Below are 12233 nucleotides of genomic sequence, written 5' to 3'. Positions count from 1 at the left end.
GGGTGCCCTGTCCGGCAGCCGGGGCGGGGTTCTATCGTGGGGATCATGAGCGAACGCTTCAGCACCGTACGTCTCGATCAGGCCCCCGAGATCACCGCGCCGGACGGTTCGGCGGTCCGTCCGCTGTGCGTGCTCCCCGGAGCGGCGAGCTTCGCCCAGTTCGAGCTGACGGCGGGCCAGATCGCGAAGGCGGTGTCGCACGCGACCGTCTCGGAGGTCTGGTACGTCGTGGCCGGGGCGGGCGAGATGTGGCGCCGTCAGGACGGCCGCGAGGAGGTCACGGCGCTGGAGCCGGGCGTCTGCCTGACCATCCCGCTGGGCACCACGTTCCAGTTCCGGGCCGGGGCGACGGGGTTGCGAGTGGTCGCGGCGACGGTGCCGCCGTGGCCGGTGGACAGCCCGGACGAGGCCAGGTTCGAGACCGGCCGCTGGTGATCCCGCCGCACCGTCCGCACCCGACCCGCGAACAGGGAGACCATGTGATCACCGCCGAGACCGTCCGGACCAGCCGCCTGACGCTGCTTCCGCTGCTGGTGGAGCATGCCGAGGAGATGGCCGGAGTGCTGTCCGACCCGGCCCTGCACGGCTTCATCGGTGGCGAACCGCTCAGCCCCGAGGACCTACGCGCGCGCTACGGACGGATGACGGCGGGTTCGCCCGACCCGGCGGAGAGCTGGCTCAACTGGGTGCTCCGGCCGGACGAGCAGGGCTGCCTGGTCGGCACGGTCCAGGCGACCGTCACGGCGGACGTCGCAGAGATCGCGTGGATCGTGGGGACGCCTTGGCAGGGGCGCGGCTACGCCACCGAGGCGGCCCGGGCGCTGGTCGGCTGGCTGCGCGAGCAGGGGGTGGGCTCGGTGATCGCGCACATCCACCCGGACCACCGGGCATCGGCGGCCGTCGCTGCCGCAGCCGGGCTGGTGCCCACGGACGAGTGGCACGACGGCGAGGTCAGGTGGCAGCTGCCCTGAGACCGACTGCTGTCCCCGGTGAGGTCGGGACGACGCGCTCTTCCGCAGTCGGCCCTGCCGTGTTCCGATGAGGGAATGAGGCGGCTGCGCGAGGGATACGACGGAACCGGGCCGGGATTCATCACGCCGGACGGATGTGCGGTGGAGCTGTACGAACGGCTTCCGGTGGGCGACGAGCCGGACATCATCGAACAGGCCGTCCCCGCGCGGGCCAGGATCCTGGAACTGGGTTCGGGTGTCGGCCGCGTGACGCACCCGCTGGTGCGACGGGGCTTCACGGTGACCGCGGTCGACGAGTCGCCCGAGATGCTGGAGCGGGTCCGCGGCGCTCGTGCCGTGCGCAGTCCGATCGAGGAGCTGGAGCTCGACGAGCGCTTCGACGTGGTCCTGCTGGGGTCGTTCCTGGTTCATGCTCCTCCGCAGGTACGCCAGGGGTTGTTGCGGGCCTGCCGACGGCATGTCGCGGATGACGGCTGTGTACTGATCCAGCGGGAAGACGAGGGACGGCAGGAAAATCTGCCGCGGGAGCGGGAGATCCCCGGGGGTCTGATCCGGATGGTGTCCTCCGACCTGGTGCGGCCCGGTGTGCGGTCCGTCCACGTCGAATACGTCTTCCCGGACGCGCGGTGGACTCAGACCTTCCTGGCCTGCCCCCTGACCCCGGAGGCTTTCGAGCTCGCCTTGGCCGAGGCAGGGCTCGCCGTCGACGCCTATCTGACGGACGACCGCACCTGGGTGCGGGCGCGGCCGGTCGACAGCCGACCGTAGCGGCCGCACCACAGACCGGCTCCGGCCGCAGGGGGAGCCTGCGGCCGGAGGGCCGGGCTCAGACCTCCAAGTCCGCCTCGATCCGCTTCAGTTGGTGGCGGGCCATCGCGAGGTTGGCTCGGCTGCGGTCCAGGGCGAGGTAGAGGAAGAGGCCCTTGCCCGAGCGGCCGGTGAGCGGGCGGATCAGGTGGTACTGGGTGTTCAGCGAGATCAGGATGTCCTCGATCGCCTCCTTGAGGTTGAGCAGCTCGATCGCCCGGACCTTGGCGCGGACCACGTCGGTGTTCCCGGCGGCGGCCACGTTCAGGTCGAGTTCGGCGCTGCCGCCCAGGGTGCCCAGCGCCATACCGCTGTTGTAGTCGACCAGGGCGACGCCGATGGCGCCGTCGATCGAGCTCATGACGTCCTTGAGGGCGGACTCGGTGTTGGCCATGGTGATGTGACTCCTTCTCTGCGGTGAGGTTTTCGGCACGGGTGGTATCGGGGGGCAGGTGGTACGGAGGTCAGTCGCGGTCCTGGCGGGCCAGCACGGCGTCGGACAGTTCGGCGATCCGCCGGCCGGCCCGGCGGGCCTCCAAGTGCAGGCGGCCGATGTTGGCGTCCGGCCCGGCCAGCAGGGTGAGCACCACGTAGCTGCCCGCCGCGTAGGTGGCGGTGTAGCCGAGCTCGCCCCGGGTGAGCAGCTCGCGGAACTCGCCCTGTCCGGTCGCCTCGGCCAGCCGGGCGCCGACCCCGAGCGCGGCGGCGGTGAGCGCCGCGACCCCGGACGGTTCGAGCCCCCGGGTGTCGTGAGCGACCACCAGGCCGTCGGTGGTGGCGACCAGACTGCCGGTCAGGTGCGGGACTCTGGCCCGCAGCCCGTTCAGCTCGTCGAGCAGGCCGGGGCCGGCCAGCAGTTCGGGATCGATCAGGACGGGTGGCCGACGGCCGGTGAACTGTCGCAAGGCACGCTTCATGACTCGACGGGGCGGACGGTACGGACGGGTGGAACACTCACAGTCGGGCCTCCAGGCCGGCTCGGATCCTGAGCAGCAGGGCGACGTGCGGATCTGACGGGTCGTACGCCGGTGGGGCGGCGGAACGGGTCGGCGCGGGGGCCACCGGCAGGACCGGGGCCGGTGCCGAAACCAATAACGGGGCCGACTCGATCAGTCCCCGGGCCGCCAGGTGCCGGACGTCCAGCACGGTGCCGAACGCCGATCGCCCCAGCAGCAGGGCGATCTCGGCGGGGGTGCGCCGGCCGTCGGCGGCCTCCAGTACGGCCCGGCGGCGCCGGGTGCAGCCGCGCGGCACGCTGCCGGGCCGGCGGTGCAGGGCGGCCGAGTCGAGCTGCGGCGAGGGCCAGACCCGGTCGAGCAGGGTCCGGCGGCGGCCGACGGCGGCGCGCAGCTCCCGGGCGGTCATCGGCCGGGCCAGCGCGAACATCGGCGCGGGTGCAGGGGCGAACCCGATCTCGCCCTCGGAGCGGCTGAGCACGACGTAGGCGGCGTCCAACACGGCGGTCAGCTGGCAGAGTTGGAGCTCCCCGGCGGTGACGCGGCCGGACCGGACCAGCTGCTCGGCCATCGTCCGGCCGGCCTTCCGGCCCGCGTCGACCTGTTCGGCCCACTCCGCGCCGGTCAGCCGACCGCAGCCGGTGAGCAACGCCCGTACGTCCGGCGCGGCCGGGCTCTCGGCGTTCACCACCGCGCCGTCGGCCAGGTGCAGGGTGCCCGCGCTGCCGTACAGCGCGCCGGTGGCGCGGGAGGCGGCCAGGTCGGCGAGGGCGGTCTCGACCGTGCCGGCGGGGGCGAACCCCGAGCGACGGCGGCGGGGGAGCCGGGGGGCGGGTGCGTACAGGGTGGCGGTCATCAGTCCAGCACCAGCTGCTCGGCGATGGCGGCCAGCCGGAGTCTGGCCAGGGCCAGGTTGGCGCGGTCGCGGTCCAGCCGGAGGTAGAGGATCAGGCTGCTGTCGAAGTCGGTCTCCAGGAAGCGGACCAGGTGGTAGGCGGCGGCCGAGCTGAGGATCAGGTCCTCGGCGGGTGCCGTACCGGCCGCCGGGTCGGCGAAGGACGCGCTCTGGGTGACCGCCCGGGCCAGCTCGGTCGCGTCGGCGGCCCCGGCCTCGTGGTCGCCGCCGGGACCCTCCCCGGCCGTGCCGAGCGCCAGGCCGCTGGTCCAGTCGACCAGGCTGACCCCGAGGGCACCCGGTACGCCCATCGCCTCGGCGAGGCAGTCATCGATTCCCGGCACCGGTCCGCACCTCTCCCGCCCTGCCCGTGGCAGGGCACACCTGTGGTCCCGCGCTCACGGGCGGTAACCTTTGCGGGACGTAACGCTAGCCCGCTCCATCCGATCGTGGGTCGGATTCCGGCATATTCCTCGGGCATATGCCCGAATCTGCTAAGGGGTAACTCCCGCTCGGGGCAAGAGAGCTGACGCACCGTCGGATACCGCCGTCCGGGTGGTCCCCGGCACGGCGGCGGGCCGGGGGCGGCGGGCTCGGGGACGATCGTGAAGCCGAGCTGTGGCGGCCGTTAAGAATTCCTCGATGGACCGCGGCGGCGCCCAGCAGGCAGATTGCACAGTGCCGTGCGGCCCCGGTGAAGATCCGGAGAGGCCGTCGGCAGCCCCGTCCGTCCCACCGTGCGTCAGGAGCCGTCGCCGTGAAGGCACTCGTCAAGCAGAAGGCCGAGCCGGGACTCTGGCTGATGGACGTCCCCAAGCCCGTGATCGGCCCCGCCGAGGTGCTGATCAAGGTGCTGCGGACCGGGATCTGCGGCACCGACCTGCACATCCGGAAGTGGGACGGCTGGGCGCAGCAGACGATCAGGACGCCGCTGACGCTCGGTCACGAGTTCGTCGGCGAGGTGGCCGAGATCGGCGCCGGGGTGACCGACGTCAACGTGGGTGACCTGGTCAGCGGCGAAGGTCACCTGGTCTGCGGCAAGTGCCGGAACTGTCTGGCCGGGCGCCGCCACCTGTGCCGCAACACGATCGGCCTGGGCGTCGGCCGGGACGGCGCGTTCGCCGAGTACGTCGCGCTGCCCGCCTCCAACGTCTGGGTGCACCGGGTGCCGGTCGACCTGGACGTGGCCGCGATCTTCGACCCGTTCGGCAACGCGGTGCACACCGCGCTCTCCTTCCCGCTGGTCGGCGAGGACGTGCTGATCACCGGCGCGGGCCCGATCGGCATCATGGCCGCCGCCGTCGCCAAGCACGCCGGCGCCCGCAACGTGGTGATCACCGACGTCTCGCCGTACCGCCTGGACCTGGCCCGCGAGGTCGGCGTCACGCTCGCGCTGAACGTCGCCGAGACCTCCATCGAGGAGGGCCAGCGCAAGCTCGGCATGCGCGAGGGCTTCGACGTCGGCCTGGAGATGTCCGGCCGCCCCGAGGCGATGCAGTCGATGATCGCCAACATGACGCACGGCGGCAAGATCGCCATGCTCGGTCTGCCCGCCGAGCAGTTCCCGGTGGACTGGGCCTCGATCGTCACCTCGATGATCACCATCAAGGGCATCTACGGCCGGGAGATGTTCGAGACCTGGTACGCCATGTCGGTGCTGCTCGAGGGCGGCCTCGACCTGAGCCCGGTGATCACCGGCCGGTACGCCGCCGCGGACTTCGAGGCCGCCTTCGACGAGGCCGCCGGCGGCCGCTGCGGCAAGATCATCCTCGACTGGACCGTCTGACCACCCGTCAGCCTGAGGTAGGAGCTCCTGTGTTCGACAACGTCCGCGACGACATCGCCGCGACCCTGACCGAGATCCGCGAGGCCGGTCTGTTCAAGCCGGAGCGGGTCATCGGCAGCCCGCAGAACGCCGCCGTCACCGTGACCGGCGGCGGGCAGCGGGGTGAGGTGCTGAACTTCTGCGCCAACAACTACCTCGGCCTGGCCGACCACCCCGAGGTGCTCGCCTCGGCCAAGGCGGCGCTGGACCGCTGGGGCTACGGCATGGCCTCGGTGCGCTTCATCTGCGGCACCCAGGACGTCCACAAGCAGCTGGAGGAGCGCCTCTCGGGCTTCCTCGGCCAGGAGGACACCATCCTGTACTCCTCCTGCTTCGACGCCAACGGCGGCGTCTTCGAGACGCTGCTGGACGACCGCGACGCGGTCATCTCCGACGCGCTCAACCACGCCTCGATCATCGACGGCATCCGGCTCTGCAAGGCCCGCCGGTACCGCTACGCCAACCGCGACCTGGCTGACCTGGAGAAGCAGCTCCAGGACAGCCAGGACGCGCGCCGCCGGCTCATCGTCACCGACGGCGTGTTCTCCATGGACGGCTACATCGCCCCGCTCCGGGAGATCTGTGACCTGGCCGAGCGCTACGACGCGATGGTCATGGTCGACGACTCACATGCCGTCGGGTTCATCGGCGACGGTGGGCGCGGTACGCCCGAGCTGCACGGAGTCATGGACCGTGTCGACATCATCACCGGGACCCTCGGCAAGGCGCTCGGTGGGGCCTCCGGGGGGTACGTCGCGGCGCGAGCGGAGATTGTTGCGCTGCTGCGACAGCGCAGCCGACCGTACCTTTTCTCCAACTCCCTGGCCCCCGTGATTGCCGCGGCCTCCCTGACCGTGCTGGACCTGATTGAGCATTCCGGGGACCTGCGAGACCGGCTGGCCGCCAACACCGCGCTGTTCCGATCCCGCATGACCGCCGCCGGATTCGACATCCTTCCGGGAGAGCACCCCATTGCTCCCGTTATGGTTGGAGACGCGGCCCAGGCCGGTCGGCTGGCCGAACTGCTGCTGGCCCGCGGCGTTTACGTGATTGGCTTCTCCTTCCCCGTGGTTCCCCACGGGCAGGCCCGTATTCGGGTGCAGCTTTCCGCCGCTCATTCCACCGAGGACGTTGAGCGCGCTGTCGAAGCCTTCGTGTCCGCCCGAACCGAGCTTGCCGCCGAGCTTGCCGCCACCGCCGCCACCGCCGCCACCGAGGTTGGGGCGTAGCGAGTCGAATGCCGCCATGCCGGGGTCGCGGTGACCGCCGCCCCCGGCGCCGCCGGCTCCACCCGCCAGTTGGGTGGGGCCGGTCGGCCCCTTGCCGAATGAAGTGCCCAGCAGCGCCATGCCGCCGTTCATCTGCTGGGTGTGGGTGTCCTCGTTCTCGCTCAGGTTGCGGACCACCGTGTCCATCTTGTCGGCGGTGCCGCGGAACGAGTTGAGGATCCGGGTGAGTACGTCCATGCCGACGGTCTTGGCGACCTGCTCGGCGACGGCGATGGCCAGCTTGCCGAACGCGTCACCGGGCTTGCCGACGTCCAGGCTCTCGACCACCCGGCGGAACGAACTGCCCGCGCTGTCCACGTCGTCCGAGTGCTTCCGGATGTCCAGCGCGCACTGGGCCATCGCCGCCACGTCGACACCGAAGCCCTGACCCGCGCTGCCGCTCCCGGAGCCGCTGGGCAGCACCTTCGCGACCACCGCGTCCGCCAGGTCGGCGATCGGCTTGGCCAGCTCGTGGGCGAGCCGGGAGACCGCCTCGTCCAGGATCTCGGACATGACGACCTTGCCGGCCGCGATGATGGCGGGCGTGCTCAGCCCGAAGGTGGCCGAGGAAGCCGCCAACTGGGCCTGAATGTTGATCAGTTGGACCAGGGCCTGACCCTTGCATATCTGGATCACCAGAGCGGCGGCCTTGATCCCGGTGGAGGCGACGCCCAGGACGTCCACCACCATGCTGGAGTACTTGGAGATCGTGCTCCACAGCTCCGCCAGTTTGTCGGCGGACTCTCCGTGATAGACCTCACCCAGCTTGGCGAGCGCTTTGTCGGCCGCCATCTGGGTGGAGTCGATGGCCGAGGCCAGCTTGTCCAGCTGGTCGGCGAGTCTGGTCAGCTCGTCCTCGTTCGCCTGGGGCCAGTTCACCCCGAGGAGTTTCAGTACGAACGTCAATTCCGAAGGTAACTCCAGTGCCATTGCTGCTGCCCCCCAGCTGCTCGTGGTCGGCCCGTGATCGCAGAACGCGACGATACACACGGAACTCCGTTACCACTACCGGACCTTGACCTTGTGTGGAAGGCGTACCCAGTACTGGTGGGGATTACCCGGGCCGGGGGCGCGAGGGAGGACCCCGACCCTTGATCCAGTCCGGTTGTGCTCTGACTGTGTGTCGTCGTTCGTAGCGTAGTAGTCGAGGACGACAAGTGAACGGGCCGTGGGGCTCCTGGTACAACTCCGTTACGGCGCGGTAGGGGTGACGGACAACGGCTTTCGGCCACGGCCGGGCGGAGCTGGCCGGGTTTCGACCGGGGGCGGCGCGCTGGCAGAATGGTGGGGTGATCGACGCAAGACGGTTGCGGACCCTGCGGGCCGTGGCCGACCACCGGACGGTGACGGCCGCCGCAGCCGCGCTGTACCTGACCCCCTCGGCCGTCTCCCAGCAGCTCGCCGCGCTGGAGCAGGAGACCGGCCACGAACTGCTCGCGCGGGACGGCAGGGGAGTGCGGCTGACCGCGGCGGGAGAGATCCTGCTGCTCCACGCCGACCTGGTGCTGGCCCAGCTGGAGCGCGCCGAGGCCGACCTCGCCGCGTACCGCGAAGGCGTCGCGGGTGAGGTGACGGTGGCGGCCTTCGCCACCGGGATCGCCCTGGTGCTGGCCCCGGCGATCGGCGCGCTGGCCGAGGCCGCCCCGGGCGTACGGCTCCGGGTGCTGGACGCCGAGGGGGACGCCAGTGTCCCGATGGTGCTGGACGGCCGGGCGGACCTCGCGGTCGCGGTGGAGTACCGGGGCGCGCCCCGGGCCGACGACCAGCGGCTGACCCGGGTGGCGCTCTACGCCGAGCCGTTCGACGCGGTGCTGCCGCTCGGCCACCCGCTGGCCGCCGGCGTCGGACCGATCGCGATGGCCGAGCTGGCCACCGAGCCGTGGATCGGCCCCTACCCCGGCAACCCGTGCCACGACGTGGTGCTGCTGGCCTGTGAGTACGCCGGGTTCCAGCCGCGACTGGTGCACTCCTCGGACGACTTCCGCGCGGTGGTCGCGCTCGCCTCGGCCGGTGCGGGGGTCGCCCTGGTGCCGCGTTCGGCGCTGCGCGGGACCGACCTGTCGGCGGTGGCGGTCCGGCCGGTGGACAGCGCGCTGGCCACCCGGAAGGTGTTCGCGGCGGTCCGGACCGGGGCGGAGCGGCACCCGCTGATCCGTCCGGTGCTGGCGGCGCTGACCTCGGCGGCCGCGCCGCTGGCGGTGGAGTGACGGCTTTTCGAGGACGGCGTCAAGTTGGCCGATGAGTACGCGTTCTGACTGATCAGCACCCGTTCTGGCATATGCTGCTGAGCGTGGCCGGGCACCACGACGGCGTGGCGCCGCCGCTGGACGAACGGTTGGAGTACCTCCGATGAGCGAGCACGTTCCGGATCCCGCGACCGAGCCGATTCCGGTCGGGGTGATCGGCCTCGGCGACATCGCACAGAAGGCGTACCTGCCGGTACTCGCCGCCCTGCCCGGCCTGGACCTGCGGCTGATGACCCGCGACCGGGCCAAGCTCGACCGGATCGGCGACAGCTACCGGATCCCGCAGCGCTACACCGACCTCGGCGAACTGATCGACAGCGGGCTGCGGGCCGCCTTCGTGCACGCCGCCACCGACCAGCACGTGCCGATCGTCACCGCGCTGTTGGAGGCGGGCATCGACGTGTACGTCGACAAGCCGCTCGACTACCACCTGGACGGCGCCCGTCGGCTGGTGGACCTGGCCGAGCGCCGGGACCGCTCGCTGGTGGTCGGCTTCAACCGCCGGTACGCCCCCGGCTATGTGATGGCCAAGGAGCGGCCGCGCGACCTGATCGTGCTTCAGAAGAACCGCGAGGGCCTGCCGGAGGCCGCCCGGACGCTGGTCTACGACGACTTCATCCACGTGGTGGATTCCCTGCTTTTCCTGGTCCCCGGCGAGATCGAGCACATCGACGTCCGGTCCCGGATCCGCGACGGCCTGGTCGAGCACCTGGTGCTGACCCTCGCGGGCGAGGGCTTCACGGCCCTCGGCATCATGAACCGCCTCTCCGGTTCCACCGAGGAGATCCTCGAGGTCTCCGGCGGCGACTCCAAGCGCGCCGTGCACAACCTCGCCGAGGTGATCGACCACCGCGGCCAGCCCACCGTACGCCGCCGCGGCGACTGGGTCTCGGTGGCCCGCCAGCGCGGCATCGAGCAGGTGGTGGTGGGCTTCCTGGACGCCGTCCGGGCCGGCAAGGTGCTCTCGGCCCGGGACGCGCTGCGCACCCACGAACTGTGCGAACGGATCGTCAACGACCTGGCGGAGCAGACTCACTGACGCTCCGTCCGGGCGCGACCGGGTCGTCTGCCGGAGCGAAGTCGTCCAGGCGCGGCGAGGAGATCCCACTCTCCTCCCTTTCCAAGCTATAGCGTGCCGGGGGGCTTGCGGCAAGACCCCGGTCGTGCCGCAGGATTGCCGACCGGAAGGTCAGGACCTGCGGAAACGGGGATTGCGGAATGCGTGTGCTGTTGTCGACCTGGGGATCGCGCGGGGACGTCGAGCCGCTGGCGGGGCTCGCGGTGGCGTTGCGGGAACTCGGCGCGGACGCCGTGGTGTGCGCGCCTCCCGACGAGGAGTTCGCGGTGCTGCTGGAGCGGGCCGGTGTGCCGCTGGTGCCGATGGGCCCTTCGGTGCGTTCGGTGGTGTCCGGCCCGAAGCCGCCCTCGCCGCAGGCCGCGTTCGAGCTCGCCCCCAGGCTGGTCGCCGCGCGGTTCGAGACGCTCACCGCGGCCGCCGAGGGCTGCGACGTCCTGCTGGCGACCGGACTGATGCCGGCCGGTGCGCCGGACGTGGCGGAGAAGCTGGGCCTCCGCTACGTGTTCGCCTGCTTCCACACCTTGGGGCTGCCGTCCCGGCGATTCCCGCCGGGCACCCGGCCGGGCACGCCGTCCCCGCAGGGCGAGACCGACTACCGGGTGCTCTGGGAGCAGGACGCCCAGCGGGTGAACGCGCTGTACGGCGAAGCACTCAACAGCCGGCGGGCGGCGATCGGCCTGCCTCCGGTCGACAACGTCCGCGACCACGTCCTCAGCGGCCTGCCGCTGCTGGCGGCGGACCCGTTGCTGTGGCCGTCGCAGGGCATGACCGAGCTCGACGTGGTGCAGACCGGGGCGTGGCTGCTGCCCGACGAGCGCCCCCTCCCGCCCGAGCTGGAGGCGTTCCTGGACGCCGGCGAACCGCCGGTGTACGTGGGCTTCGGCAGCATGGCCGCGCACGCCCCCGAGGGCATCGCGCGAGTGGCCGTCGAAGCGAGCCGGGTGCACGGCCGTCGGGTGGTGCTGGCCCGTGGCTGGGCCGAGTTGACCCCGGTCGACGACCAGGGCGACTGTCTCGTGGTGGGCGAGGTCAACCAGCAGGCACTGTTCGGCCGGGTGGCCGCCGTCGTGCACCACGGCGGCGCCGGCACCACGACCACGGCCGCCCGGGCCGGCGCACCCCAGGTCGTGGTCCCCCGGATCGCGGACCAGCCGCGCTGGGCCGCCCGGGTGGCCGAGCTGGGCATCGGCGTGGCGCACCACGATCCGACCCCGACCGTCGACTCCCTCTCAGCCGCGTTCGCCACCGTCCTGACCCCCGAGACCCACACCCGGGCGAGGGCCGTGGCCGGCAGGATCCGCACCGACGGAGCGACGGTGGCCGCGAAACTGCTGCTCGACGAGGCCGGCCGGTAGACCGGTCGCGGTGAGCACGGGCTGGTAGTACCCGCTGGAGTCCGGACTGTGCCAGGTGATGTCGGTGAAGCCGGCTTCGGTCACGAACTCGGTCAACTGTGAGCGTGTCAGCGCCCAGTAGGTGCTGCGGCGGACTCGGACGTTCCAGGTGTTCCCTGCGGGGACGAGCTGGAAGTGCTCCAGGTCGTAGCGCTCGCCGTCCTCGTGCCAGTGCCACAGCTGAAAGGTGATCACCTGGCCGTCGGGTGTGTCGGAGACCTGGGGAGGTGTGGCTGTCGGCCTGGTCCGGCGCGCCTCGTCGTAGTCCCGGACGGTGAGTAGCAACAGTCCCTCGTGTCGGAGTACCCGTCTCATGCCGAGGAGTGCCGTCCGGAGATCGGATGGGGAGAGCAAGTGCGGGAGTGAGTTGTCCGCGCAGAGGACGACGTCGAAGGTCCCGGCCTTGAAGGGCAGTTGGCGCATGTCGGCGGCGAGGGTCGGGAGCCGGCCGCCTCGGGCTGCCGCCTCGGCGGCGGCGCGGGTGGCGGCGAGCGGGCTCAGGTCGCTGCCGATGACCTGGTGCCCGGCCGAGGTGAGCCCGATCGCCTGGGTGCCGATCCCGCACGAGCAGTCCAGGACGGTGTGCGGTCCCGCTCCGAGGCGCAGGCGAACCAGGCCGTCCAGTACCTCGGCCTGGTAAGCGATGCTCGCGTCCCAGTCCCGGAACATCAGGTGGTAGTCGTGGGCCAACTCGTCGTAGAAGTCCCGTACGGAGGCAGGCATGTGGCCCACCGTAGTGCGTGGTTGCCACGCGGGCTGCGGCTCGGCTCGATTCCCCAACGGTGCCTGGGAA

At 71.5% G+C, this 12233-nt stretch carries 12 protein-coding genes and 2 pseudogenes; 8 read left to right on the top strand and 6 right to left on the bottom strand.

Annotated features, from left to right (window positions below):
- Positions 1-45: 45 nt before the first annotated feature.
- From F4556_RS01710 to F4556_RS01700, 3 genes are all read left to right on the top strand, one after another.
- The gene (locus tag F4556_RS01710) at positions 46-435 is read left to right on the top strand and encodes a cupin domain-containing protein (RefSeq protein ID WP_184911014.1); all 390 of its coding nucleotides are present in this window, start codon (positions 46-48) and stop codon (positions 433-435) included.
- Positions 436-479: 44 nt separating this feature from the next.
- Positions 480-971: a GNAT family N-acetyltransferase gene (locus tag F4556_RS01705; protein ID WP_313068106.1), complete on the top strand. Its 492-nt coding sequence runs from the start codon at positions 480-482 to the stop codon at positions 969-971.
- 75 nt (positions 972-1046) lie between these two features.
- The gene (locus F4556_RS01700; RefSeq protein WP_184911012.1) at positions 1047-1739 is read left to right on the top strand and encodes a class I SAM-dependent methyltransferase; all 693 of its coding nucleotides are present in this window, start codon (positions 1047-1049) and stop codon (positions 1737-1739) included.
- 58 nt (positions 1740-1797) lie between these two features.
- Here the strand turns inward: F4556_RS01700 and F4556_RS01695 are convergent, their stop codons facing one another.
- From F4556_RS01695 to F4556_RS01680, 4 genes are all read right to left on the bottom strand, one after another.
- Complete coding sequence (locus tag F4556_RS01695) at positions 1798-2172, bottom strand: hypothetical protein (protein ID WP_184911011.1); 375 nt, start codon at positions 2170-2172, stop codon at positions 1798-1800.
- Between the two features lie 70 nt (positions 2173-2242).
- Complete coding sequence (locus tag F4556_RS01690; RefSeq protein ID WP_184911009.1) at positions 2243-2695, bottom strand: roadblock/LC7 domain-containing protein; 453 nt, start codon at positions 2693-2695, stop codon at positions 2243-2245.
- A gap of 37 nt (positions 2696-2732) precedes the next feature.
- A complete protein-coding gene (locus F4556_RS01685) occupies positions 2733-3590 on the bottom strand; it encodes a transcriptional regulator (protein ID WP_246510946.1) in 858 nt (285 codons plus the stop codon).
- The gene (locus tag F4556_RS01680; RefSeq protein WP_184911007.1) at positions 3590-3973 is read right to left on the bottom strand and encodes a hypothetical protein; all 384 of its coding nucleotides are present in this window, start codon (positions 3971-3973) and stop codon (positions 3590-3592) included. The genes F4556_RS01685 and F4556_RS01680 overlap by 1 nt, the downstream gene beginning before the upstream one ends.
- 413 nt (positions 3974-4386) lie before the next feature.
- Here F4556_RS01680 and tdh point away from each other — a divergent pair, with 413 nt between their 5' ends.
- Positions 4387-5415 (top strand): L-threonine 3-dehydrogenase, encoded by a 1029-nt coding sequence (tdh, locus tag F4556_RS01675; RefSeq protein WP_184911005.1) that lies wholly within the window; start codon positions 4387-4389, stop codon positions 5413-5415.
- Positions 5416-5444: 29 nt separating this feature from the next.
- Complete coding sequence (locus F4556_RS01670) at positions 5445-6683, top strand: glycine C-acetyltransferase (RefSeq protein ID WP_184911003.1); 1239 nt, start codon at positions 5445-5447, stop codon at positions 6681-6683.
- Between the two features lie 648 nt (positions 6684-7331).
- On the opposite strand, the pseudogene F4556_RS39850 reads toward F4556_RS01670, so the two are convergent.
- Positions 7332-7652 (bottom strand): annotated as a pseudogene (locus tag F4556_RS39850) (WXG100-like domain-containing protein); the annotation flags it as partial.
- A 359-nt stretch (positions 7653-8011) separates the two neighbouring features.
- On the opposite strand from F4556_RS39850, the gene F4556_RS01660 reads away from it, so the two are divergent.
- The 3 genes and pseudogenes from F4556_RS01660 to F4556_RS01650 form a co-directional block, all read left to right on the top strand.
- Positions 8012-8929, top strand: a complete 918-nt coding sequence (locus F4556_RS01660) for a LysR family transcriptional regulator (protein WP_184910999.1) — start codon at positions 8012-8014, stop codon at positions 8927-8929.
- Between the two features lie 178 nt (positions 8930-9107).
- Positions 9108-10007: a Gfo/Idh/MocA family protein gene (locus F4556_RS01655; RefSeq protein ID WP_313069156.1), complete on the top strand. Its 900-nt coding sequence runs from the start codon at positions 9108-9110 to the stop codon at positions 10005-10007.
- Between the two features lie 179 nt (positions 10008-10186).
- Positions 10187-11293: pseudogene (locus tag F4556_RS01650) on the top strand (glycosyltransferase); the annotation flags it as partial.
- Here F4556_RS01650 and F4556_RS01645 read toward each other — a convergent pair.
- Positions 11276-12163 carry a class I SAM-dependent methyltransferase gene (locus F4556_RS01645; protein WP_184910996.1) on the bottom strand — a complete coding sequence of 296 codons (888 nt, stop codon included), beginning with the start codon at positions 12161-12163 and terminating at the stop codon, positions 11276-11278. The pseudogene F4556_RS01650 and the gene F4556_RS01645 sit on opposite strands and share 18 nt — an antisense overlap.
- Positions 12164-12233: the final 70 nt, after the last annotated feature.

Source organism: Kitasatospora gansuensis (assembly GCF_014203705.1).
Lineage (GTDB): Bacteria > Actinomycetota > Actinomycetes > Streptomycetales > Streptomycetaceae > Kitasatospora > Kitasatospora gansuensis.
Note: the sequence above shows the minus strand (reverse complement) of the source record. Positions and strands in the feature narration are given on the sequence as shown.